This window comes from Corynebacterium sp. CNJ-954 (genome assembly GCF_001942345.1).
Classification (GTDB): Bacteria; Actinomycetota; Actinomycetes; order Mycobacteriales; family Mycobacteriaceae; genus Corynebacterium.
Window position 1 is genome coordinate 1 of the sequence record NZ_MKKI01000013.1, and the last position, 22,929, is coordinate 22,929.

Consider the following 22,929-nt stretch of genomic DNA (forward strand, 5'->3'; position numbering starts at 1 on the left):
GGAACTCCTCGTCCAGCTTGCCGAAAGCGGCGATCTCGGTGGGGCAGACGAAGGTGAAGTCCTTCGGGTAGAAGAACACGACCTTCCACTTGCCCTGGTACTTGTCGAGGTTCACGTCTTCGAAGTAATCGTCCGGCTGCTGGGCGTTCGCCTCGTGCAGGTCGCCGCCCTTGAGTGCGGTGAGATTGAACTCGGGGAACTGGTCACCGACGGTGAGAATGGACATGGTTCATGCCTCCTGGGGTCGTGAAATTCGGACGCTCGTTGTCGTCTTGAGCACGGTCGATTATGCCATGAATCCAGAACTTGTGCAAAGGTATAACTGATTGATCGCCGAAGACAGATAGACAGGACCTATCATAGGCAGTGGATAGGTTTAACTTTCGCGGATAATGTAATGTGATAGGCATGGTCAATAAGGATTACCGGCCGACGATCGCGCAATTGAGGACCTTCGCCACCGTGGCCGAACACGGGCATTTCGGCGCTGCGGCCCAGCAACTGGGAATCTCCCAGCCATCGCTGTCGCAGGGGCTCGCCGCGCTGGAGAACGGCCTGGGGGTCCAGTTGATCGAGAGGTCGACCCGAAAAGTCATCGTCACCGACGTCGGACGGGACCTGCTGCCGTATGCGCAGGCGACCCTCGACAGCCTCGATACGTTCATCAGCTACGCACGCGGAGCTCATGGTGGACTCGCCGGTTCTATGGCGCTGGGGATCATCCCCACCATCGCCCCGTTCATCCTGCCGGCTCTGCTTCAGTCGCTTCCCTCGGTCGCGCCGGAACTCGAGCCGAAGATCGTCGAGGAGAAGACGAGCAGCCTGGTCGATTCCCTTCGGCAAGGCGGGCTGGACGCTGTGGTCGTCGCATCTCCGGTCGCGGGCGCCGGTATCGAACAGATCGAGCTCTACCGGGAGGAATTCGTCCTCGTACTTCCGGAAAACCACCGTCTCGCGGGCCGACGTGATGTGACTCTTGATGAGTTGGACACCCTTGACCTGCTGTTACTGGACGATGGGCACTGTCTCCGTGACCAGGTGCTGGACTTGTGCAGGTCGGCGTCGCTCACGGTCGATCCCGCGCGGTCAGTTACCAGGGCGGCGAGCCTGTCGACGGTGGTTCAGTGTGTCATCGGCGGTCTGGGTTGTACGCTTGTGCCGATCAGTGCGGTTGCGGCCGAGTGTGATCGCCCCGGGGTCGCTCTGGCGACGTTTGACGGTGGTGCTGCGACTGCGGGGAGGACCGTCAATCTGAGTTACCGTTCCAGCTCCAACCGGGACGATGCCTTCAGGACCATCGGTGGCATCGTGACCGGTGCCTTCGAATCAGGAGTGGGGGCGAACCAGGAGGTACTGGAAGCCCGTCTCAGCCCCGGATCACCTGGAGCTCACTGAGACGGACATCCCCGGCCTCGTCCGAGGCCTCCAGGTCCACGATGCCTTCGATCGCCCAACCGTGGTCGCCGTCGGGGTCGTCGAGAATCTGCCGGACATTCCAGTACTTCGGTCCTTCGGTGATGATGACCATGTCAGGGGAGCGGGCCCCGGCATCTACCCCGATATCAGCGTACTCGTCAAAGTAGACGTCCATCTCCGCAGGCCAGTCCGGAGGATCGGTGAGGTAGTCGTCCATTGCCGCGAGCTCGTTCTCCTTCTCGAAGGCGAACAGCTCCACGTGCCTGAAGAAGTGGTTCTTCACCATGCGGCGTAGAGCCCGGGGGTTGGCACTGAGCTTGGTCGGATCGTCGACACCGAAAGCGTGCTCCGCCACCTGTTCGTCCGTGACCGGTTTGTCCGGGTCTGCCATCGCAGACCACTCGTCAACCAGCGACGAGTCGACCTGGCGAATGAGTTCGCCGAGCCAGACGATGATGTCCTCCAGCTCATCGCTGCGGTGCTCCGGTGGGACGGTATGCGAGAGGGTACGCCAGGCATCCGTGAGGTATCGCAGCACCACGCCTTCTGATCGCGCCAACGAGTACGTGGCGATCAGGTCGGAGAAGGTCATGGCCTTCTCGATCATGTCCCTGACCACAGACTTCGGCGCCAGGTCAAACTCCGTGGCCCAAGGATTGGACTCACAGAAGATGTCGTAGGCCTGCTCAAGCTCCTCCTCGAGGGGTTTCGGCCACGTGATGTCTTCGACGATAGCCATACGTTCGGTGTAGTCGACCCCTTCGGCCTTCAACGCGGCGATCTCCTGTCCCCGATGCTCGCGCTGCTGTGCAGTGAGGACCTGGTTCGGATTGTCCAGGATGGCCTCGACGGTGCTGATCACGTCGAGCGTGTAGGTGTCGGACTCCGGATCGAGGAGGTCGAAAGCAGCGAGGGCGAAAGGCGACAGGGGCTGGTTGAGGGCGAAATCCCGTTGGAGCTCCCGGGTCAGTCGTGCGTCCTTGCCGGACGGCGTGTCAGCCTCGACCTCCTCGACGATGTGGGTGCGCAGCAGCCCACGGTACAGGTCAATGGTCGTCAGGATGTCCCGGTTCTGTTTGGCACGGGTGTCGTGGTTGTCCCTCAGGAGTCCTTTCAACGCAGCGTAGGTCCATTCGTCTCTCGCGACCACGTTGATCAACATCGAGTGTGACATCTGGAACTGGCTGACGAGTTCTTCGGGTTCGGCGGTGGTGAGCCTGTCGAACGTCGACTTCGTCCACGTCGCCCGTCCCTCGGGGGCCGACTTCTTCCGGAGCTTCTTCAACTTCTTCGGGTCTGACCCGGCCCGTTGACGGAGACGGTAGTTTTCGATCTCGTGTTCCGGTGCCTCCACCACCACGGTGCCTTCGGTGTCATAGCCGGCACGTCCCGCGCGTCCCGCGATCTGATGGAACTCACGGGACTTGAGAATGCGGTGCTTGATTCCGTCGTACTTCGCCAACCCGGTCATCAACACGGTGCGGATCGGCACGTTGATCCCGACGCCGAGCGTGTCGGTGCCCGAGATCACGCTGAGCAGCCCCTGCTGAGCGAGCTTCTCGACAAGCCTCCGGTACTTCGGCAGCATCCCCGCATGGTGGATACCGATCCCCTTCCGTAGAAGTCCGGACAGCGTCTTGCCGAAGGCAGAGGTAAACCGGAAATCGCCGATGACCGACGCGATCTCTGCCTTGCGGTCCTTGTCGACGAAGGTCATGCTGGTCAGTGCCTGTGCGCGTTCGACAGCTTCACGCTGGGAAAAGTGGACGATGTACACCGGCGCTTTCCCTGCGTCGATGAGGTCCTGCAGGGTCTCGTGCACCGGCGAGTAGACGAAGTCGAAGTCGAGTGGCACCGGTCGGACAGTCCCGGCCACCGGTGTCGTCGTCCGGCCGGTGCGGCGAGTGAGGTCGTCTTCCAACCACGTCGTGTTACCCAGGGTCGCACTCATGAGGAGGAACTGGGCCCGGGGAAGACTGAGAAGCGGCACCTGCCATGCCCACCCGCGATCCGGCTCCGAATAGTAGTGGAACTCGTCCATCACCACCTGGTCTATATCCGCTGCAGCACCGTCCCGGAGCGCGATATTGGCGACGACCTCGGCTGTCGCACAAATGACGGGCGCATTGCCGTTGACGGTGGCGTCGCCGGTCATCATGCCGACGTGCGCAGGGCCGAAGATCTCACAGAGGGAGAAGAACTTCTCGCTGACCAGTGCCTTGATCGGTGCGGTGTAGAACGTACGTTGGCCGTGTGCGAGGGCGATGAAGTGGGCTGCAGTGGCCACCAGCGACTTCCCCGACCCGGTCGGGGTCGCCAGAATAACGTTGTCGCCGGCGGCGAGAGCTACCGCAGCCTCCTCCTGAGCGGGATACAGGGAGATTCCGCGGTCGCGGGCCCACGCCAGGAAAGATTCGAGAACCGCGTCATCGACCAGACTCTCCGGCACTTCATCGAGATCGGGCAGGAGGGCGGAGAGTGTGGAGTCAGTTGCGGGTGTCGTCACCTGTGTCGTTACCTGTCGCGGTTGTCGGGATCGTCGTCTGTGGGATGCTGGCTGTCCTCGGCATCGTTCCCGGTGCCGCCGTCGTCAGCTGACCTGGCGTCTTCGTCGCCCGCGTCGATGGCGCTGGCGAGGAATCGTTCGACTTCGGCGCTGATCTCCTCACCCGAAGGTACCTCTTGACCGGGGGCGAGGAGCGCGTTGTCCTTCCGCTTGCGTTGCCGGGACTGGTCCTCATCGTACTGCCGCTCGAGGGCACCGACGACGGAGGCGATCTCCGCCGAGTCATCGACCTGGTCCGCCAGCTGCTGGCGAACCTTGTCCATGTCGGCTTCCAGGGCACGCAGGGGCAGATTCAGGTCGGCGACGGACTCGAGGGTGTGAAGCAGACCGTAGGCAGCCTCGGGGTAGTCAGATGCCGCGATGTAGTGCGGGACGTGGGCCGTCAGTCCCAGAGTGGAGAGACCGCCTCGCGACAACAGCAGTTCGACGTCCAGCATCGCGGATCCAGGAATGATCATCCGTGATTCCCAGCTGCGCAGGTCCCGGGTCAAGGAGGAGTCTGACCCGTGCGCCGTGACGATGAGAGGACGTGTGTGAGGCACCGTCATCGGTGCGGCGTAGAACGTGACGACACGGTCGACCCCGGACCGTGACGCAAGTTCGGCGACAGCCTGCTGAAGGCCTCCCACCGCAGATCCGGCTCAGGCCCGGCGAGCAGCATGAACGGCTGGCCGTCCGAATCCTCCATGCGGTACAGGGTCAGTGCCAGGTTCTCCCGGTCCACGACCCGCCCGTGGTCCAGGGTGACCCCGGGACGACGCGACCGGTAGTCGATCAGCTCATCGACATGGAACGTGGCCACCGCCGAGTGATCGAGTGCCTGGAGGAGGTGCTGGCTTGCTTGCCGCACCCCTTGCCCGGCGTCGGCGTACCCCTGGAGAGCGATGACCATTGACAGACCGTCTTCGCCGTCGGCGGACTGAGCCGAGGGGCCGGGGTACTCGAGTTCGTACATACGATTGCTGTCGGACATATGCGGTGTGCTCCCTTCACTGACGTGCGACGCAGTGCAACTACTCTACCAGTCGCCGTTCCCGCACCAGGGGATCTCCACAGGGTACGGATTGTCCACATGCTCCTGGACGAACCAGTGGAGCAGAAGAACCGCGGGCGGTTCTCCGGTGGAGGATGTCTCCATGACTTCCACACAGCACAACAGATCGCGCGGTCCCGGAATTCCCGGTGCCGGGGGCCGGCGCGAATCCAGGGATTCCGGTACGCCCGTCGTCATAGAAAGCGGTCCCGGCGGGCTCATCGCGGCGGTCCCGGGACTTCTCGGTTTCACCCCGACGGCGAGCATTGTCTTTATTGGCCTGACTTACCATCAGGAGCGTCTCGAGTCCGTTGGACCTGTCGTTCGAACCGATCTTGTACCGGAGGCGGCAGCGGCCGGCGCGGACGCGTTGTGCGGGGCAGTGTACGACTTACCCGGCGCAAAGGCAGCGGTCGTTGTCGTCGCTCCCGGTGTCTTGCCCATTGACGGTCCTATTTCGGACGTACTCGGAGCGGCGCTGTGCGAGCTGTACGACAACGCGGTCGATGTGAGTGGGGTATATGTCACTGAAGCGCTTCGTGACGGCGGTGTATGGTTCCATGTCTTTCAGGAGGACCAGGATGGTGGATGGCGGATCCACTGCCGGGGCAGTATCGATGATCCGCAGGGCAGCCCGATCCTGTCGGCAGGGGATACGACGGTGCACGACTCGGGGGCCACGTCGGAGTCGATGGACAGGGAACTTGATCCGGTCGACGACGAGGCGGTGCGATCGCTGCTCCCGGCGAGCTGGACCACCGGCGTCGCCACTCCGGGGCACGGCGGATCCCGGTCTCCGGAGGATGTCTGCCGACTGGTGGCAGGGATACGTGGGGAGGTGGAGTCGCAGGACCCGGGGGAGATGTCGATGCTCCTCAGCGCGCGTCGCGAGGCACGGCGGGCACTCAGCGTCCCGGACACGGCAGAACAGCTTTTCACGTTCTGTACCCGGGTCAGTTTGTTCCCGTCGCTTGTGGCACTGGCAGCCGGTGGTAGTGCCACCGTGGTGATGGCGCTGCTCCTGGAGACGGCGGCATTGGGGCGACGCTCGCTGCGAAGTCGCGCCCTCCTCCTGATCTCGGTACTCGGATGGTGCGGAAACCACGGGGCCCTGGGACACCGAGCAGTGCGACGGTGCCTTCAGGAAATGGAGGAGGGACGTGGTGCGGGGATGCTGCCTGAGGTCATCGACAACACCGAACAGCTCGGGGATGAGCTGTTGACGATGTCACTGGCAGGCGTCATATGGGACGGGGTATCGGACGGGACGGCCGCCCGCGCGGTCAGGAGCATTCTGGACCAGGGAATCGCCCAGATCGACGAGGTAAAGAAACAGGATCCGGAAGGCGCCGACAGCGGCTACGCCCGGCTACTGGATTCGATCCTGGACCGTCGGACGCTCACCGACGTGCGAAATGCGCTCGATCGCCGAGCCGGGAAGTGAAGCCCCAGGCATCCGAGACGATGGTGTGCAGGTCGCTACGCGTGGGGGACCAGCCGAGCTCGTTGATTGCACGAGCAGAGGACGCGATCAGCGTCGCGGGGTCACCGGCGCGGCGGGGTGCGGTGACCGCGGGGATGGGATGCCCGGTGACCTCCCTGCAGGTGTCGATGACCTGTTGGACGCTGTAGCCGTCCCCTGAGCCGAGATTGAAGATGCGGTGGGTACCGGCGGAGTTCGAACGTGCGGCGAGTAGATGCGCATCGGCGAGATCCCGGATGTGGATGTAGTCACGGACGCACGTGCCGTCAGGGGTCGGCCAGTCGTCGCCGAAGACCATGATCTGGTCACGCGCGTCCAGTGCAACCTGAAGGACCAACGGGATCAGGTGAGTTTCCACCACACGGTTCTCGCCGGTGGGGCCGTACGCCCCGGCGACGTTGAAGTAACGCAGACTCGTCGCGCCGAGCCCGTAGGCGTGGGCGTATGAGGTGATGATCTGGTCGATCGACAGTTTGGAGGCACCGTAGGGGTTCGTCGGGGAGGTGGGCATCTCCTCGGTGATCGGAACCTCCTCGGGCTCGCCGTAGCAGGCCGCGGTCGAGGAGAAGACCAGATTGTCCACTCCGTGGGCGCGCATCAGGTCCAGAAGTCGCAACGAGGTGACCACGTTGCCGTGCCAGTAGATGTCCGGAGACTCGACGGACTCGCCGACGAGGGACTTCGCGGCGAAGTGGAAGACTGCGGCGCAGCCGTCGGCAAGGGCTTCAGGAGCCCGGTCCAGGACATCACCCTCGAGGAAAGCCGCGGCAGCGGGGACAGCCTCACGGTTACCGGTGGAAAGATCGTCGATCACCGTCACCCGGTAGCCCTGTTCACAGAGCACTGTGGCGCAGACGCTCCCGACATAGCCCGCACCACCGGTGACGAGGACGTGGTCTCCTTCAGCGAGCCCCATCAGCGACTAGTTCCCCTCGACGACGATACGGATGGCGTGGCCCAGTTCCTCCGGGACGACCACGCTGTCACCTTCGGGTGTCTGCAGCGTGAGGCCCTCCGGGGTGTCCTGGATCGTCACGGTGGTTCCTGGTCGGATACCGTGCTGCCCCAGCTTGCCGATGACCTTGTGCTCGACCTGGACGATCTCGTTGAAGCTGACGATCGTGGCCTTGCGCGGGGAGCTCAGGTCGATGTCTGAGGCGCGGTGGGAATTGTCCGGATTGCCGACGGAAGACTCACCGAGCTTCTCGAGTCCCGGCACCGGGTTGCCGAACGGAGAGGTGTTGTGGTCGTCGAGGACCGCCAGCAGACGCTTCTCGACCTCATCGCCCATGACGTGTTCCCATCGGCATGCTTCATCATGGACGGACTCCCACGGCAGCCCGATCACGTCAACGAGCAGGCGCTCGGCCAGACGGTGCTTACGCATCACCGCGGTCGCGTGCTCCCGGCCTTCCTCCGTCAACTTGAGGGAGCGGTCGTCTGCGATCCAGAGCAGGTTGTCCCGTTCCATGCGGGCCACGGTCTGGCTCACGGTTGGGCCGGACTGCTCAAGACGCTCGGCGATCCGCGCGCGGAGCGGAGGAATGCCCTCTTCCTCCAGTTCATAGATCGTCCGGAGGTACATCTCGGTGGTATCGACGAGGTCCTTCACTCGACCATGGCCTTTCTCTGACATATGCGACCAGAGAGATTCACGGTCGCATTCGCGGGTTTATTCACACAGTGGTGACCTACAACGTACACGGTTAAGGACGCACGTGGTTGAGTGGTCCGACCCGCCCAGCGCGGCGGTCGGGTCGAGAGCTCGTCCCTCCCCGTCAGACCGCGTATTCGCGCAGCCGGGCCGCCCGGTCACCTTCACGGAGTTTCGTCATGACCTCGCGCTCAATCTGGCGCACGCGCTCCCGCGACAGGCCGAAACTCCGACCGATCTGATCGAGTGTACGGGGCATGCCGTCGTCGAGACCGTAACGCAGCTTGATCACGTCCTGTTCCCGCTCCTCCAGAGTGTCGAGCACGGCGCGGACATCTGAGTGCCGCAGAGAAGCGACAACAGCAGCCTCGGCGTCGGTCGCCTCGGAATCCTCGATGAAGTCACCCAGCGGTGCCTCCTCGTCGGAACCGACGGGCATGTCGAGACTCACTGGATCGCGGGACTGCTTGAGGAGCATCTCGATCTTCGACTCGTCGATCCCCGACTCATCGGCGAGTTCCTCGTTGGTCGCTTCACGGCCCAGGTGCTGGTACATCTCCCTCTTGATCCGGGACAGCTTGTTGACCTGCTCGACGAGATGCACAGGCAGCCGGATCGTACGGGACTGGTCAGCCATGCCCCGCGTGATCGCCTGGCGGATCCACCAGGTGGCGTAGGTCGAGAACTTGAAGCCCTTGGCGTAGTCGAACTTCTCCATCGCGCGGATGAGCCCGAGATTTCCTTCCTGGATCAGGTCGAGCAGCGGCATACCACGGCCTGTGTAGCGCTTCGCCAGGGAGACGACGAGCCGTAGGTTAGCTTCCAGGAGATGCGTGCGCGCTGCACGACCTTCGCGGGCGAGGACCTTCATGTCGCGCTTGGCGGCGCGAGTCAGCTTGTCACCGCTCTCGAGAAGGTGCTCGGCGTACAGACCGACCTCGATGCGCTTGGACAGTTCCACCTCGTCATCGGCAGTCAGCAGTGCCGTCTTCCCGATGCCGTTGAGGTAGACACGGACGAGGTCGGCCGACGGGTTCTCGTTGTTGCCCCGGCGGCGGCCCTTGTCCTCGGAGACCTCGTCATCCGATGCGTTCTCGGCGATGTTGTCCGAGGTGCCCTCGTCTGACGGTGGGGTTGTGACGTCCCCGAGCTCATCAATTTCCGCCGGGGTATCCGCGCTGTCTCGGGTGGTCTCCAAGATGTCGTTCTCATCCGGTGTGCCGGAGTTCTTCGTCGTGCGGGTGCCCATCTGGTTGACCTCCTGGGTTCGGTGTCGGAAGCTCTGACCAGTCCAACGGGCCGCGGTCGGAAATTGTTCCGGGCCTAAGTGTCTCACGGGAAAGGGGAGTGAATTCGCAGGTGGAGACTACGTAAAAGCACTTTCAGCTCCCCTATTGTGGGGGGTGTCACTGTCGTGCGGTCACCCCCGTCCTTAGGGGGCGTCGACGGTGACCGTGTAAGGGCCGAGATTGGTCGAACTGACCTCCATCATGGCCCCGAAGGTTCCGGTCTCGACCCGGAGGCCACGGTTGCGGAGGTCCTCGGTGATCCGGGAGATCACTTCGTCAGCGACGCTCCCTGGCGCGGCGGCGGACCAGGACGGGCGCCGCCCTTTGGCGGTGGCGCCCATGAGGGTGAACTGACTGACCAGGAGGACCTCGGCACGGTTGTCCTGGGCGCTGGCATCGCGATTTTCCTCCCACGACGCCCCGACAGGTGGAAGGATCCTCAGCTCCGCGATTTTCCTGGCCATGGTCCGCCAGGCGTCGGGGCTGTCGTCACGCCCGACGCCCACCAGGGCCAGCAGTGCGCCCCGTCCTTCGCCGTTCCGGTCGGCGTCGACGGACCCCACGGTCACGTCGTCGACCGTCACATGTGCGTCCCCGACTGTGCTGATGACGGCCTTCATCGGGCGTCCTCGAGGAGGGCCGTGGGGAGGACCATGCCGTGGCGTACAAGATCGACGATCAACGGGACAAGCGCCCGGGTGAACTCGTCGTCGTCGAGGTCGTTGACGGCACAGTACAACCCGGCGACGTCTCGGAGGCTCAGGCCGTGTGGTGCCAGTCCGGCGAGGACGGAGGAGAGGGCTTCGTCGATGTCGTGGCTGAATCCGGGGCCGTCGGTCCGGGTGATCCTGATGGTTTCAGGCCGGAAGCCGGGGTCGGTGCGGGGAACGGTGCCCTCGTCACCGGCCGTTCCAGACTGCGCGAGCCCGACGTTCTCCCGTGCGAGCCCGGGACGGAGCTGGAACCGGCTGTCCAGGATGTCCTCGGCGTCCTGGTGCGTCAGCCATTCCGCACGTGTGAAGTACTCCGCCACCTCGTCCCCGAAGTAACCGAGATCAGGCGAGTCGACAACCTCGAACGTGACTTCGGACGGGCCGTCGATGCGTTGGAGGTGGACGTACCCCATGCCGATCCTGGCGATGTCCCGGCTGCTGAGGTAGTCGAGCCACCGCCGTACCTGCGCCTGGCCCGCCTCCGTCCGCAGGTCGACTGACGCGTCGGCGGTCCAGGTACGGACATAGAACGACGGGGTGACTTCGTCGCGCTGCACAATCCAGGCGCGGATCCCCTCCGCGGGGATCCATCCGGCGACACGGCTGGCGGCGGATTCAGCGAGGGATGTCGCCCACGCGCCGAGCATGTGGGCGGTGCCGCCGGGGGAGAGGTGCTTGACTGCGCCCTGCACTACTGTGCGGGTGGCGTCGTCGAGGTCGAGGCCGGAGTCGCGGTAGATCTGGCCGTCCAGGGGAGGACCGACGACGAACGGTGGATTGGAGACGATGCGGTCGAACTCCTCGCCGGAGACCGGTTCGAACCAGCTTCCCTGGCGCCAGTCGATGGTTCGGTCAGCCACTGAGCGCTGCGAGGCACGGGCGAACCCCAGGGCGCGGTGGTGAATGTCCGTGGCGACGGTCTCGTCAGCATCCAGCATCATCGCCAGAACGCCGGAGCCGGTGCCGAGGTCGAGCAGTCGACCGGCAGGTGTGGACGGGATCTGGTTGAGCAGCGTCAACGGGGCTTGTCCGACTCCCGGCACATGGTCGGCGCGAGGGACTCTCGCTTCAAGCGAGGCGTCCGGGTCCGAGACGACAAGTGTCTCACTACCGTCCGGCCGGTGCGCACCGTGCGCCACGGGGCGGACGTCGACCTGCGAACGGACCGCGGTCGGTCCCGCGGTGTCCGGTGCAGCGGACAGGACACCGGCCGTGAACAGGTCGTCGACGAGGGACGTCCCCAGCACCCGGGCGAGGTCATCACGGTCGACGGGCATCCGCAGGAAGAAAGCACGCGTGATCAGGACGTCGCGGGGCGCGACGCTCCCGCCCTCTGCGGTGGCCCGGTTTTCAACGTGCCAGTCGGCACCTCCCGGGTTGCCGGCGAGCGCCTCCGCGTGGCCCTGTCTCCCGAGACTCCGGAGAAGCAGCGGTGTGCCGTAGTCCATGGCCGCGAGCGCGAGAACGAGGTCTCCGAGGCACGGGGCATCGGCGTCGACCGCGTCAACGGCCAGTGTCGTCTGAGTGATCGGTGTCGTCGGTGTCTTCATGTCTCTCCCATGCGGAGGTATCGGGACTGTCAGGGGAATCGGGGTGGACGGATCCGTCAGTGTCCGCGTCGATCACGGTGTACCCGGTACCTCCATGCGGTGCGTCGAGTTGTCCGTGGACGGTACCGCCCACCTGAGGGTTGGTGATGCTGTCGCGGTACTGCCGGACAAGAGCAGGCTTGTACACCTTGGGCTGGCCCTTCTCGCGGTCGTCGGTCTTTTCGTTGGCCAACAGGACCGCCGCCCAGGGGAGCGGCAGCGAGATCACCGCGAAGACTGCAGCGAGGACGGGACTGTGCAGCCAGGCGTATGCCGCGACCGCGGCGACGAGTAGCGGAATGCGTGCCAGCTGCAGCGCCGCATACAAATGCCGTCGGTGGCGCCAGTCGTCCAGGGGCGATCGTCGGGCATCGGTGATGACCGACACGTCGTCACCTCGACGGCGACGGGACTGGTGCTGGGACATGGCCACAACCGTAGTCCCGTCCCCGCCGACCACAACCCCTCGGGACCGCCCGCAGAAGCATTCCTCGACCGGCGCGGGTGGAAAACACGGGCAGGGGAGGGCATCATGGGGACGTGACTACTCCTGGAACGACAACGATTGAGCGGCCCGACGTCCGGACCGAAGACAAGACCTCGGACGACACCCCGAAGTTCTTCCACTACGTCAAGAAAGACAAGATCGTCGACTCCGCGATCAACGGGAAGATGGTTGTCGCCCTGTGCGGCGAGACTTTCCCGGTGACGAAGCAGGCGAAGCCCGGGTCCCCGGTCTGTCCCGACTGCGAGAGTATCTACCAGGGGCTCCGGAAGAAGTGAGTCAGGCCACCGCATACGGCACACTCCGTGCCTGGCAGCAGGCCGCACTCCGACGTTACATTGACGCTGCACCGCAGGACTACCTTGCGGTGGCCACCCCTGGTGCGGGAAAGACCACGTTCGCGTTGACCGTGGCCCGCATGCTGCTCGACAGCCGCGTCGTGCAGCGCCTGGTCATCGTGGTGCCGACCGAGCACCTCAAGACCCAGTGGTCCCAGGCAGCGGCGCGGCAGGGCATATCCATCGACGCGGAGTTCACCAACTCATCGGCGGTGAACAACGCCCACGATGGTGTGGCGGTGACGTACGCCCAGGTCGGGATGAAACCGACGAAGCACTACCAGGTCGCCACGGCCCGGAAGACGCTGGTGATTCTCGACGAGATACATCACGCCGGTGACGCCAAAAGCTGGGGTGACGGTGTGCGTTTCGCCTATGAACAGGCTGAACGTCGGCTCGCCCTGACCGGCACCCCGTTCCGGTCAGACGATTCGGAAATCCCCTTCGTCCAGTACAAGGAGGTCGACGGGGCGTTGGTCTCCCAGTCCGACTACACCTACGGCTACTCGGACGCACTCGCGGACGGCGTCGTGCGCCCGGTGGTCTTCCTGGCCTACTCGGGTCAGGCACGGTGGCGGGACAGCGCCGGCGAGGAGTACGAGGCTCGCCTGGGAACTCCTCTGAACGCCGAGCAGACCGCGCGTGCCTGGAAGACCGCGTTGGACCCCAAGGGCGAGTGGATCCCCGCTGTGCTCAGTGCAGCACACACCCGACTGATGCAGCTGCGCGAGTCGATCCCGGATGCAGGTGGTCTGGTCATCGCCACAGACACGACGACGGCACGTGCGTATGCCGCGATTCTGGAAAAGATCACCGGTACGAAAGTGACGGTCGTCCTGTCCGACGAACAGGGCTCCAGTGACCGGATCAAGGAGTTCTCCGATTCCACGGCACAGTGGATGGTCGCGGTGCGCATGGTCTCCGAGGGAGTCGACGTTCCCCGTCTCGCGGTCGGCGTCTACGCGACTTCGGCGTCGACGCCCCTCTTCTTCGCACAGGCCATCGGCCGTTTCGTCCGTTCCCGGCGACCCGGCGAGTCTGCCAGCGTTTTCCTTCCCAGCGTGCCGGTACTGCTAGACCTGGCGTCCAACATGGAGCGTCAGCGAAATCATGTCCTCGGCAAGCCGGACCGTCCCAACGAAGGGTGGGACGATGAACTGCTGGCACAGGCGAACAAGGAGGAGACGGAACCCGACGAGCCCGGTGGTTACGAGACTCTGGGGGCCGAGGCGGAGCTGGAGAGCCTCATCTTCGACGGTTCCACCTACGGCACCGCCACGATGACCGGATCCGCGGAGGAACAGGAGTACCTCGGGCTACCGGGACTTCTTGACGCCGAACAGATGAGGACCCTGCTCCGGGCACGGCAGTCCAGTCAACTGGACAACCGGGAGCGCGAGGCCAGGCAGGCAGATTCGGCAGGTCAGGCAGCTCAGGCACCGACTGCCGGTGCGGAAGCGGGGGACGACACGTCCCAGAAGAAAGTCGCCAGTGAGGAACTGCCCGCGTTACGCAAGAAACTCAACGCACTCGTCGGCGCGAAGTCCCAGCGCACCGGACGGCCTCACGGGGCCATCCACAACGAGGTGCGACGTAACTGCGGTGGCCCGCCGACAGCCCTCTGTACCGCGGAGCAGCTCCGGGACCGTATCGCGTACCTCCGGGACTGGTGAGCGCTTCCGGGACGGGGGCTCGCGTCGGTTAAACTGGCGGTATGGCGAAGAAAACTCCCGGTCGGCGTCCCGACAACCCCGGAACGTCGGTACCGGGTTCTCCGCGCATCCAGAGCAGGCTGGGCCTGGCGGCTGTCGTCCTGGCGGTGCTGGCCCTGCCTGCGGCACTGTTCCCCTGGCTGGGCCTGATCATCAGCGTAGTCGTCCTGCTGTTTTCGCTGATTGCCCTGATCATCGCGGTGCGCTCTGCGCATCTGAGCCGTGGTTACCCGATGATCGCGGTCGCGGTCTCCATCGTTGCGGTGGCGTTGGCCGGGGTCGTGACGAACAGCACCGCACAGTCGCTCGAGGACTGTTCATCGACATCCACTGACGAACTGCGCCAGTGCATGGAGGACCGTCGCGACGACACGACACTAGACAGACGTCACCCCCGGGTTGTGTCGGTGCTGCGGTCGGAGACGACGACACACCCGGGGGTGACAGCGGGGGAGCGCTGGCCGGACTCAGTCCAGGTAGTCGCGCAACACCTGTGAGCGGGAGGGGTGACGCAGCTTGGACATGGTCTTCGACTCGATCTGACGGATGCGCTCACGGGTCACCCCGTAGACCTGCCCGATCTCGTCGAGCGTGCGTGGCATACCGTCCGTGAGACCGAAGCGCAGCTTGACCACGCCTGCCTCGCGTTCGGACAGGGTGTGCAGCACGTCCTGGAGCTGGTCCTGAAGCAGGGTGAAACTCACAGCGTCGACGGCGATGACCGCTTCGGAGTCCTCGATGAAGTCGCCGAGCTGGCTGTCGCCTTCATCACCGATGGTCTGGTCGAGGGAGATCGGCTCACGAGCGTACTGCTGAATCTCCAGCACCTTGTCCACCGTGATGTCCATCTCGCGGGCCAACTCGTCCGGCGTGGGCTCACGACCGAGGTCCTGCAGGAGCTCACGCTGGATCCTACCCAGCTTGTTGATGACCTCCACCATGTGGACCGGGATACGGATCGTCCGGGCCTGGTCTGCCATCGCACGGGTGATCGCCTGGCGGATCCACCAGGTGGCGTAGGTGGAGAACTTGTAGCCCTTGGTGTAATCGAACTTCTCGACTGCGCGGATCAGACCGAGGTTTCCTTCCTGGATCAGGTCCAGGAAAGCCATACCTCGGCCGGTGTACCGCTTCGCCAGGGAGACCACGAGACGCAGGTTGGCTTCAAGAAGGTGGTTCTTGGCCTTACGACCGTCCCGTTCGATCTCACGGAAATCCCGACGCTGCATGGGCGAGACTTTCTCACCGCTCTGCTTGAGCTCGTCCATCTTGTGGTGCGCGTACAGGCCCGCCTCGATGCGCTTGGCCAGGGAGACCTCCTGCTCGGCATTGAGCAGCGCGACCTTGCCGATCTGCTTGAGGTAGGCACGTACGGAATCCGCGGACGCGGTCAGTTCCGCATCTTTACGCGCCTGACGGAGAGCGGCGGATTCGTCCTCGTCCCAGACAAAGCTGCCGGACTCCTGTTTGGCGTCGTCATCATCGTCATCATCGTCGCCGTCGGTGACGGCACCTGCAGGAGTCACGACGGCCGGAGACTTGGTGTCCTCCTCGTCGTCCACGTCATCGACCTCGTCGACGTCATCTCCGTCGATCTCCAGGTCATCTTCCAGTTCATCGATGTCGTCGAAACCGTCGGCGGACTCGTCCTCGTCATCCTGGCCGTCGGTGGCGTCCGGATCCGCGTCCTTCGCCTGGCGCCGGGTCTGTTCGGCAACGTTCGGGAGATCCTCGTCACCGGTCACAGCGGACGTGGCTGCGCGTCCCGCGACCTTCTTCGCGGCTGTCTTCTTTGCCGCGGTTTTCTTGGCGGTTTTCTTGGCGGCGGTCTTTTTGACCGCAGACTTCTGGGACGTCTTACGGGTCGCCTTCTTGGCCGCAGACTGCTTGGGGGCATCCTCGTCCGTGGAGGAGGAGCCGGAGGAGACCGCCGACTCGGCTGGAGCCGGAGACACGGTCGGGGCGACCGGGGACGCCGCCTTGCGTGCGGCCGTGCGGACGGCCTTCTTCGCGGTGGTCTTCTTGGCCACCCTTCGACCGGCCGACGATGCCGAAGTGCCGGGGGCGTCGATGCCCTCGGCGTCGTTACCGGAGGTGGAACTGGTGTGGGCCGCCACGAAAGACCTTTCTTGCGGGGTCAGGGGACTTGCAGTGTGTGGTCCTTGGTCAGGAGCACAGTCGACCCCCAATTATAACCCAGTTGCGCTGAATTTCAGCGATCAGGGCCGTATCTCGTCGCGGACGGCCAGTGCAGCGCCCACGATACCGGCGCGGTTGAGTAGCGCCGCGGGAACCACTTCGGCGTCCACGGTGAGCTCGGGGAGCCACTTGCGGTGCTTCTTCGAGATCCCGCCGCCGACGATGATCCTGGCCGGATTGAGGATGCGGACGTATTCGTGGAGGACCCGGTCCACGCGCTTCGCCCATTCCTTGTAGCTGAGGTCCTCCCGGTCCCGTACGGCGGAGGATGCCCATTTCTCGGCGTCCATGGCGGGAAAATTCAGGTGCCCGAGTTCGGTGTTCGGGAACAGTGAACCGTTGTAGAGCAGGGCGGAGCCGATTCCGGTGCCGAAGGTCAGGAAGAGTACCGTCCCCTGGTTCGTGGATGCGTCACCGTAGGCAGCTTCCGCCATACCGGCGGCGTCGGCGTCGTTGAGCACGCTGACGCTGCGACGGTGTCCGTCGACGGCGAGGCGCTCTCCGAAGAGTTCCTGGCAGTCTGTGCCGATCCACGCGGGGTCGATGTTGGCGGCGGTGACCGCCACCTGGTGACGGACCACAGCCGGCACGGTGAGACCGACGGGACCTGTCCACCCGGCGTCGTCCAGTAGTGCAGCGACTGTGTCTGCGACGGCTTCAGGAGTGGCGGGCCGGGGAGTGTCGAGCCGGATCCGGTCACCGATGAACTCCCCGGTGCCGAGATCCACCAGAGCCCCCTTGATCCCGCTGCCCCCGATGTCAACCCCGTATCCGGTGTCCGCTGACTCCTGCGTGGGTGTTTCAGTCATGACAACGCATGCTACCGCAGTCGTGGGGGCCGGGCGCGAGGACGCAGGGTGCTGGCAGGATGTTGGTCATGAGTGAGCTGATCCGACTCGACCGGGACACGACCACCACCGACCCTCACGCGCCGCAGACGCGATTCGCGGGGCGTTCACCGGACGATCTCCGACGTATCGCTGCAACGGTTGCCGCCGAAGCCGCCGCACATGTACGGGGCGAGCGGTCTCTTGCGGTCGGCTCCTCGGGACGCCTCGACGTCGAGGACACGAAGTCGTCCGACGTTGACCCGGTGACCGCCATCGACCGCTCGAGTGAGGACCTGATCCGGGGACGTCTCCATGAGCTCACCAGCCGCGGGGCTGGCGCAGATCCTGTCCTGGGTGAAGAAGACGGAGGGGCGCTGGTCGACAGGGGAGTCACGTGGGTGGTCGATCCGGTGGACGGGACGGTCAACCTGGTGTACGGGATTCCTGCGAGTGCCGTGAGCATCGCAGCCTGCGTCGATGGGGTGCCGGTTGCCGGGGCGGTGGCCGATGTCTCCCACGCCACTGTGTACTCGGCATGCGTGGGTGGTGACCTGGTGACGACGGTCGCCGGTGAGGACCACGTGACCGACGGAACCGTACCGAGGACACTGCAGCATTTGTCCACGGCCCTGGTGGGCACCGGTTTCTCCTATGTGTCTTCCCGCCGACAGTCTCAGGCGGAACTCCTCGTCGGCCTCCTCCCGGAGATCCGTGACATACGACGGATGGGGTCCGCGGCACTGGACCTGTGTGCCGTGGCGACGGGACGGCTCGACGCGTACTACGAACACGGGCTCGGCCCGTGGGACCATGCCGCCGGCAGTCTCATCGCGGCACGCTCGGGGGCCGTCGTGTTTATGCCTCCCCTGGTTGCCGGTCAGGACGAGGGTGTGGGAATACTCGCAGCCGCTCCAGGTATCGCTGATGAGCTTGCAGGCAAGGTGCTCGGCATCACTTTCCCCGTCTCCGAGGGGCACCCGTGACGCGCGGTCTTTTTGCTGGTAAAGGACCTGTGCCCGGCGAAGGCGGTGGCGGCGACGGTGCGGTGAAGTGACAATGGTTCGCCGCTGCTTTACTATGCGCGTCAAACGCCGGGAATATCCGCCGCTGACGCTTCGTTACTGGCAGGGTGTTCCACGGTCGTTGCGTGAGGGTTTCCGGTGACTCGACGGGCCCCGGCTCTCGCTGATACGTGACCACACCTGCATATCTGTAACTTCACAGCCTTATCCGGCATCGGATCTGTTCCCACCGGATAACGGAACCAAGGAGCATCATCATGGCGACTGACTACGATTCACCCCGTACCCGCCCCGAAGACGAGATCGAGACCGACTCCCTCGAGGGGCTGAAGGCCGCCGAGAAGGCCGAACCCGCCGTCGACGACACCGACGACGGAGACATCGTCGAGCCCATTGACGTGCCCATGGCTGACTTGTCCGGCGAGGAACTCAGCGGTTCGGTGATTCCCCGTCAGACCGACGAGTTCACCTGCTCCGTCTGCTTCCTGGTCCAGCACCGTAGCCGGATCGCCGAAGATGACGGCAAGGGGAACCTGGTCTGCATCGACTGCGAGTGATCCGCCGGGGGTAGTAGTCCCCCGAGGTGTGCGCACCGCGCCTGGCACGGGGCTGTACGGCCTGTCCCAGGCTCTTCTCTAGACCTGGGGGGTCCCCAACGCAGTCAGCAACTGCTCGGGTTCGCTGGTGGACACCAGCCAGTAGGGGGTGGGATCGTCAGGGTCCTCCAACACCAGCATCGCCATGGAGGGGATCCAGGGACGGTGGTAGACGAAGGCGGCGGGATCGAGTTGCCGTCCCATGGCAGCACTCCGCGCGGAGGGGGGACCGGCAGGCTGCGACTGACGACCGAGGTCGGTAGGGAAGCCTCCCCGGCACGCAGCCACGTTTCCCCGTCGGCGTCCTGTTCGACGATCAGCTCGTTGCTCGACAGGTGTACAAGCGCCCAGACAACCGCGGCGAGTACAAGGAGACCGAGTGCGAGTCCCCAGTACCATTCGCGGCTCATCTGGCCCTGGAAGCCGATCAGCGTGCTGACGCCCAGGCCGATCAGCCACCAGGACAACGGAACGCGCTGACGCTCGCGGTAGAGAACGGCCGGACCGGTCACGCCGGGCCGGTTCTCTCCGGAATCCTGTGGCACGTCATCTCCTGTCACCTCGGGCTCGCTCACGATCCCTTAGTCTAACCTGCGGGCGCTGCTGTCAGTAACCGGGAGCCGACGGTAGACTCCGTGACCATGACCGACAGTCTCGACACACCGTTGCGCATTGCGCGACTCGACCCTGACCTGCCCATGCCGTCCCGGGCACACCCCAGTGACGCCGGCCTTGACCTGCACAGCGCGGAGGATGTGACGCTGGCTCCCGGCGAGCGGGCACTGGTGGGGACCGGGGTAGCCGTCGCACTCCCGGTGGGGACCGTCGGCCTGGTCCACCCCCGGAGTGGTCTGGCGTGGAAGAAGGGGATCTCCATCGTGAATGCCCCGGGGACGGTGGACGCGGACTACCGTGGCGAGGTGAAGGTCTGTCTGATCAACCTCGATCCCGGCGTACCGGTGACGATCAACCGCGGTGACCGCATCGCCCAGCTCCTGGTGCAGGAGGTGTCGCTGTGTGCCGTGGAGGAAGTAGCCGACATCGCCGGGCTCGGGGACACGGTGCGTGGAGCAGGTGGCCACGGCTCGACGGGTGACTGAGCAGATCCTCGTATGTCCGGCACGCCCAGTCCGAGTCGACCACTGTCCATCATGACGCCCGTCCCTTCCCCCGATAAGTGAGGAGTAACCCAACCATGTGGCCCTTCAGTAAGAAGAATGAAGGTAACGACGGTGTTGACGCCGGCACCGGTGAGACCGGCGAGTCGGCGTCGACCCCCTCGACCTCCCCTGTTCCGAATGCCGGTCCGAACGACGCCGGATCGCAGGAGCCGTCGTCTGTCCCCGAGACAGCTTCAGCCTATGACCCGGTCAACGGGGATTTCGGTCCCTTTGACGGGGACAAGGTGGACTACTCCACATTCGACTACTCGGATTTCGCGAAAAGTGGTCTTGATCTCGGATCACTCCGTGTGCCGGTGCCACACAACGGTGAGGTCCAGGTGGAGATGGGGCCCAAGGGGCCGCAGATGATCCATATTCTCACCCCTTTCGGCCGGCTGACCCCGGTGGCTCTGGCTGCCCCCCGTTCCGGACGACAGTGGGAGGAGAACATTCCCGAGATCACCAAGGGGATGAGTGCCGATGGTCTGGAGGTGCGGCAGGGGCAGAGTCTCTGGGGGACCGAGCTCGTCGGCACCATGAAAGCCGGCACCATGCGTGTGGTGGGTGTCGACGGCCCGCGGTGGATGCTGCGGATGACGCTGGCGGGCCCGGCGGACAAGGCGGACCAGCTCGCGGAACTCGCCTACGAGGTCATCTCACGTACCTTCGTCTACCGCGGCGACGATCCTCTGCCTGCGGGCCAGGCGTTGCCGGTCACGATTCCGGCGGCCATGGCGGAGGAACTGCGCAAGGTCGTCGAGCAACGGCAGAAGGACGCCGCCAAGGCGAAGCCGGAGGACGGGGAGTGACCGACGGGGCCCCGGGCTCCCGGGAGGAGCCGGAGGAGACGGCCGCACCGACTGTCCTGGAGCAGCTCGGAGGACTGTCGGGGCTGGTCGCCTCCGTCCTCCCCGTGCTGGTCCTGGTGCCGGTGAACTCACGCTGGGGCCTGACTCCGGCACTGATCGCCGCTGTCGCCGTGTCGGTGCTGGTCTTCCTCTGGCGCCTGGCACGCAAAGAGACGCTGATGCCTGCGGTGTCGGGGCTGATGGGGGTGGGCCTGTGCGCGGTCATCGCCTGGTTGTTGGGCGATGCCAAGGGGTACTTCGCCTACGGCATCTGGTATTCGCTGGTGGCCGGCGTCGTCTTCATCGTGTCCATCGTGGTCCGGTGGCCTCTCGTGGCCGTGATCTGGCACGGTATCAACGGGTCCGGTCACCGTTGGCGGAGTAACCGGACTGCGGTGCGGGCCTACAGCCTGGCGACTTTCGCCTGGTCTGTGGTCTTCTTCGGGCGTTTCATCGTCCAGCAGTGGCTCTACGTCCAGGACGATGCCGTCGGCGCGCTCGGTGTCGCACGGATCATCATGGGCCTGCCGTTGACGGCCGTCGTGGTCCTGGTGACCGTGTGGGCCGTGCGGAAAGCCAACGCTTCTGAGCGTGCGGCATGACGGGCCCGGTCACCACCGTCGACATCCTCGGTCCCGCCCACGGAGGGGCAGGTGTCGCCCGTGTGGACGGCCAGGTGGTGTTCGTCCGTGGCGCCTTGCCTGGCGAGAAGGGCGTGCCCGTCCACATCGACGAGGGAAAGTCGGGCAAGCGTTTTCTCACTGCCACTGTGACGGACGCCCAGGCTATCGGGGAGGCTTCTCCACACCGTGTGCCGGCTCTCTGTCCGGCCGCCGCGGCAGGAGCCGGGTGCTGTGACCTGGACTTCGTGGACCAGGTAGGTTCACTCACTGTCAAACGGCAGGTCGTCGTCGAACAGTTCCAGCGAATCGGTGGCATCGACCTGAACGCTCTGTCGGACGGCCACACAGCGGAGTGTGTGTCGGCGGACCCGTTCACCGGTTACCGTACCCGGGCGCGTCTGGGCGTCGATCCCGACGGACGTGCCGGCCTCCGACGTAGAAGCAGCGCCGGGGTGATTCCCCTGGACAGTCCGGTGGTGCAGTGTGCCCAGTGGGCGCCGGCTCTGGCGGAGGGACTGTCCACCGAACTCGCTGCACACAGTCTCACCCCGGGGGCTGAAGTATGTGTCGCGCTGGGGGACGACGGTACCCGCAGCATCGTCGAGGTCCCACCGGTACCGCGCCCACGGCGGCGCGGACAACGGGGCAGGGCCCGGGGCCGTCGGCACGGTGCTGTGCAGCGCCGGGTGCTCAGCGGAACCGGGGATGTGGTGCGCACGGTCGGGGAATGCTCCTGGCGCGTTCCGGTCGAAGCATTCTGGCAGGCTCATCGCGCCGCTGCCGGAATGTACTCCGGATGGGTGACAGCGCATACTCCGGTGGACAGTGAACTGGCCTGGGACCTCTACGGCGGCGCCGGGGTGTTCGCCGCCGCACTCGGCGATGCGGCCCCGGGTATCGCTGTCGACTGCGTGGATATCGCCTCGCCCGCCACCGCGGCGGGACGCGACACCCTGGCGGACCGGAACGTCCGTTTCGTCACCGGGGACGTCGCCGGATGCGTCGACACCCTGCGTGGGGCGGCACCCGGTGCCACGCCTCCGTCGGTGGTCGTCCTGGACCCTCCACGTACCGGCGCGGGCCGGAAGGTCATTGACGCGGTCGCCGCGCGTGAACCCTCCACCGTCCTTCATATCGGCTGCGATCCGGCGACGGCGGCACGTGACGCCGCGTCCTTCGCCGAACACGGCTACCGTCCAGACTCCGTCAGCGTCGTCGACGCTTTCGGACTGACCCACCACGTCGAGGTGCTCGTACGTTACGTTCGTTAGACCATGCCAGGGGAGCCGCCCCGAAAGTTGCCCCGAAAGCCGTCCCGAAAGCCCAGGCCCAGACCCAATAGTGAGGTCC

Annotated in this window: 21 protein-coding genes and 2 pseudogenes; 11 read left to right on the forward strand and 12 right to left on the reverse strand. The window is 65.0% G+C overall.

Annotated features, from left to right (window positions below):
* Positions 1 to 226, reverse strand: a 226-nt coding sequence (locus BJF89_RS06860; RefSeq protein ID WP_139311921.1) for a redoxin domain-containing protein, incomplete at its 3' end; no start/stop codon positions are given.
* A 182-nt stretch (positions 227 to 408) separates the two neighbouring features.
* Here BJF89_RS06860 and BJF89_RS06865 point away from each other — a divergent pair.
* Positions 409 to 1,395: a hydrogen peroxide-inducible genes activator gene (locus tag BJF89_RS06865; RefSeq protein ID WP_075813503.1), complete on the forward strand. Its 987-nt coding sequence runs from the start codon at positions 409 to 411 to the stop codon at positions 1,393 to 1,395.
* Here the strand turns inward: BJF89_RS06865 and BJF89_RS06870 are convergent.
* Together BJF89_RS06870 and BJF89_RS06875 are read right to left on the reverse strand one after the other, a co-directional pair.
* Positions 1,367 to 3,922 carry an RNA helicase gene (locus tag BJF89_RS06870; protein ID WP_075813505.1) on the reverse strand — a complete coding sequence of 852 codons (2,556 nt, stop codon included), beginning with the start codon at positions 3,920 to 3,922 and terminating at the stop codon, positions 1,367 to 1,369. The two genes, BJF89_RS06865 and BJF89_RS06870, sit on opposite strands and share 29 nt — an antisense overlap.
* 8 nt (positions 3,923 to 3,930) lie before the next feature.
* Positions 3,931 to 4,955 (reverse strand): annotated as a pseudogene (locus BJF89_RS06875) (PAC2 family protein).
* 163 nt (positions 4,956 to 5,118) lie between these two features.
* Between BJF89_RS06875 and BJF89_RS06880 the strand changes: the two are divergent.
* Entirely contained in the window at positions 5,119 to 6,459 is a 1,341-nt protein-coding gene (locus BJF89_RS06880) for a DUF4192 family protein (protein WP_075813507.1), read from the forward strand.
* On the opposite strand, the gene galE is transcribed toward BJF89_RS06880, so the two are convergent.
* The 6 genes from galE to BJF89_RS06910 all read right to left on the reverse strand — a co-directional run bounded on the left by galE (position 6,416) and on the right by BJF89_RS06910 (position 12,170).
* Entirely contained in the window at positions 6,416 to 7,414 is a 999-nt protein-coding gene (gene galE / locus BJF89_RS06885; RefSeq protein WP_075813509.1) for a UDP-glucose 4-epimerase GalE, read from the reverse strand. The genes BJF89_RS06880 and galE overlap by 44 nt on opposite strands.
* A 6-nt stretch (positions 7,415 to 7,420) precedes the next feature.
* Entirely contained in the window at positions 7,421 to 8,110 is a 690-nt protein-coding gene (locus BJF89_RS06890) for a metal-dependent transcriptional regulator (protein ID WP_075813511.1), read from the reverse strand.
* A 166-nt stretch (positions 8,111 to 8,276) separates the two neighbouring features.
* Positions 8,277 to 9,401 (reverse strand): sigma-70 family RNA polymerase sigma factor, encoded by a 1,125-nt coding sequence (locus tag BJF89_RS06895; protein ID WP_255372519.1) that lies wholly within the window; start codon positions 9,399 to 9,401, stop codon positions 8,277 to 8,279.
* A 183-nt stretch (positions 9,402 to 9,584) separates the two neighbouring features.
* Complete coding sequence (dtd, locus tag BJF89_RS06900; protein ID WP_075813513.1) at positions 9,585 to 10,061, reverse strand: D-aminoacyl-tRNA deacylase; 477 nt, start codon at positions 10,059 to 10,061, stop codon at positions 9,585 to 9,587.
* On the reverse strand, positions 10,058 to 11,704 hold the full coding sequence (locus BJF89_RS06905) for a methyltransferase (protein WP_083650546.1): 1,647 nt from the start codon (positions 11,702 to 11,704) through the stop codon (positions 10,058 to 10,060). The genes dtd and BJF89_RS06905 overlap by 4 nt, the downstream gene beginning before the upstream one ends.
* Positions 11,658 to 12,170 (reverse strand): DUF3099 domain-containing protein, encoded by a 513-nt coding sequence (locus BJF89_RS06910; protein ID WP_083650551.1) that lies wholly within the window; start codon positions 12,168 to 12,170, stop codon positions 11,658 to 11,660. Before BJF89_RS06910 ends, BJF89_RS06905 begins: the two co-directional genes overlap by 47 nt.
* A gap of 113 nt (positions 12,171 to 12,283) precedes the next feature.
* Between BJF89_RS06910 and BJF89_RS06915 the strand changes: the two genes are divergently transcribed.
* From BJF89_RS06915 to BJF89_RS06925, 3 genes are read left to right on the forward strand one after another with little or no spacing between them, the layout of a single operon-like run.
* A complete protein-coding gene (locus BJF89_RS06915; protein ID WP_038548366.1) occupies positions 12,284 to 12,526 on the forward strand; it encodes a DUF3039 domain-containing protein in 243 nt (80 codons plus the stop codon).
* A complete protein-coding gene (locus BJF89_RS06920; protein WP_075813517.1) occupies positions 12,523 to 14,259 on the forward strand; it encodes a DEAD/DEAH box helicase in 1,737 nt (578 codons plus the stop codon). The genes BJF89_RS06915 and BJF89_RS06920 overlap by 4 nt, the downstream gene beginning before the upstream one ends.
* Positions 14,260 to 14,300: 41 nt before the next feature.
* Positions 14,301 to 14,795 (forward strand): hypothetical protein, encoded by a 495-nt coding sequence (locus BJF89_RS06925; RefSeq protein WP_075813519.1) that lies wholly within the window; start codon positions 14,301 to 14,303, stop codon positions 14,793 to 14,795.
* On the opposite strand, the gene BJF89_RS06930 is transcribed toward BJF89_RS06925, so the two are convergent.
* Together BJF89_RS06930 and ppgK are read right to left on the reverse strand one after the other, a co-directional pair.
* Positions 14,766 to 16,415, reverse strand: a complete 1,650-nt coding sequence (locus BJF89_RS06930) for an RNA polymerase sigma factor (RefSeq protein ID WP_075813521.1) — start codon at positions 16,413 to 16,415, stop codon at positions 14,766 to 14,768. The genes BJF89_RS06925 and BJF89_RS06930 overlap by 30 nt on opposite strands.
* A 102-nt stretch (positions 16,416 to 16,517) precedes the next feature.
* Entirely contained in the window at positions 16,518 to 17,306 is a 789-nt protein-coding gene (gene ppgK / locus BJF89_RS06935) for a polyphosphate--glucose phosphotransferase (RefSeq protein ID WP_075813523.1), read from the reverse strand.
* 68 nt (positions 17,307 to 17,374) lie between these two features.
* Between ppgK and BJF89_RS06940 the strand changes: the two genes are divergently transcribed.
* Entirely contained in the window at positions 17,375 to 18,310 is a 936-nt protein-coding gene (locus tag BJF89_RS06940) for an inositol monophosphatase family protein (RefSeq protein ID WP_083650547.1), read from the forward strand.
* A gap of 296 nt (positions 18,311 to 18,606) precedes the next feature.
* Positions 18,607 to 18,906, forward strand: coding sequence for a DUF4193 domain-containing protein (locus BJF89_RS06945; RefSeq protein WP_038548381.1), 300 nt, complete (start codon positions 18,607 to 18,609; stop codon positions 18,904 to 18,906).
* A gap of 78 nt (positions 18,907 to 18,984) precedes the next feature.
* On the opposite strand, the pseudogene BJF89_RS06950 reads toward BJF89_RS06945, so the two are convergent.
* Positions 18,985 to 19,520 (reverse strand): annotated as a pseudogene (locus BJF89_RS06950) (DUF3093 domain-containing protein).
* A gap of 66 nt (positions 19,521 to 19,586) precedes the next feature.
* On the opposite strand from BJF89_RS06950, the gene dut reads away from it, so the two are divergent.
* The 4 genes from dut to BJF89_RS06970 all read left to right on the forward strand — a co-directional run bounded on the left by dut (position 19,587) and on the right by BJF89_RS06970 (position 22,850).
* On the forward strand, positions 19,587 to 20,045 hold the full coding sequence (gene dut / locus BJF89_RS06955; protein WP_075813549.1) for a dUTP diphosphatase: 459 nt from the start codon (positions 19,587 to 19,589) through the stop codon (positions 20,043 to 20,045).
* Between the two features lie 95 nt (positions 20,046 to 20,140).
* A complete protein-coding gene (locus tag BJF89_RS06960; RefSeq protein ID WP_075813525.1) occupies positions 20,141 to 20,917 on the forward strand; it encodes a DUF3710 domain-containing protein in 777 nt (258 codons plus the stop codon).
* A complete protein-coding gene (locus BJF89_RS06965) occupies positions 20,914 to 21,558 on the forward strand; it encodes a DUF3159 domain-containing protein (RefSeq protein WP_083650548.1) in 645 nt (214 codons plus the stop codon). Before BJF89_RS06960 ends, BJF89_RS06965 begins: the two co-directional genes overlap by 4 nt.
* Positions 21,555 to 22,850, forward strand: a complete 1,296-nt coding sequence (locus BJF89_RS06970) for a class I SAM-dependent RNA methyltransferase (RefSeq protein ID WP_075813527.1) — start codon at positions 21,555 to 21,557, stop codon at positions 22,848 to 22,850. Before BJF89_RS06965 ends, BJF89_RS06970 begins: the two co-directional genes overlap by 4 nt.
* The last annotated feature ends 79 nt before the right edge of the window (positions 22,851 to 22,929 follow it).

Coding starts and splice junctions, on each gene's coding strand:
- BJF89_RS06925 (WP_075813519.1), top strand. CDS start 14,301: ATGGCGAAGAAAACTCCCGGTCGGCGTCCCGACAACCCCGGAACGTCG.
- BJF89_RS06865 (WP_075813503.1), top strand. CDS start 409: ATGGTCAATAAGGATTACCGGCCGACGATCGCGCAATTGAGGACCTTC.
- BJF89_RS06910 (WP_083650551.1), bottom strand. CDS start 12,170: ATGTCCCAGCACCAGTCCCGTCGCCGTCGAGGTGACGACGTGTCGGTC.
- BJF89_RS06905 (WP_083650546.1), bottom strand. CDS start 11,704: ATGAAGACACCGACGACACCGATCACTCAGACGACACTGGCCGTTGAC.
- BJF89_RS06960 (WP_075813525.1), top strand. CDS start 20,141: ATGTGGCCCTTCAGTAAGAAGAATGAAGGTAACGACGGTGTTGACGCC.
- BJF89_RS06880 (WP_075813507.1), top strand. CDS start 5,119: ATGACTTCCACACAGCACAACAGATCGCGCGGTCCCGGAATTCCCGGT.
- BJF89_RS06945 (WP_038548381.1), top strand. CDS start 18,607: ATGGCGACTGACTACGATTCACCCCGTACCCGCCCCGAAGACGAGATC.
- BJF89_RS06895 (WP_255372519.1), bottom strand. CDS start 9,401: ATGGGCACCCGCACGACGAAGAACTCCGGCACACCGGATGAGAACGAC.
- BJF89_RS06940 (WP_083650547.1), top strand. CDS start 17,375: ATGAGTGAGCTGATCCGACTCGACCGGGACACGACCACCACCGACCCT.
- galE (WP_075813509.1), bottom strand. CDS start 7,414: ATGGGGCTCGCTGAAGGAGACCACGTCCTCGTCACCGGTGGTGCGGGC.
- ppgK (WP_075813523.1), bottom strand. CDS start 17,306: ATGACTGAAACACCCACGCAGGAGTCAGCGGACACCGGATACGGGGTT.
- dtd (WP_075813513.1), bottom strand. CDS start 10,061: ATGAAGGCCGTCATCAGCACAGTCGGGGACGCACATGTGACGGTCGAC.
- BJF89_RS06970 (WP_075813527.1), top strand. CDS start 21,555: ATGACGGGCCCGGTCACCACCGTCGACATCCTCGGTCCCGCCCACGGA.
- dut (WP_075813549.1), top strand. CDS start 19,587: ATGACCGACAGTCTCGACACACCGTTGCGCATTGCGCGACTCGACCCT.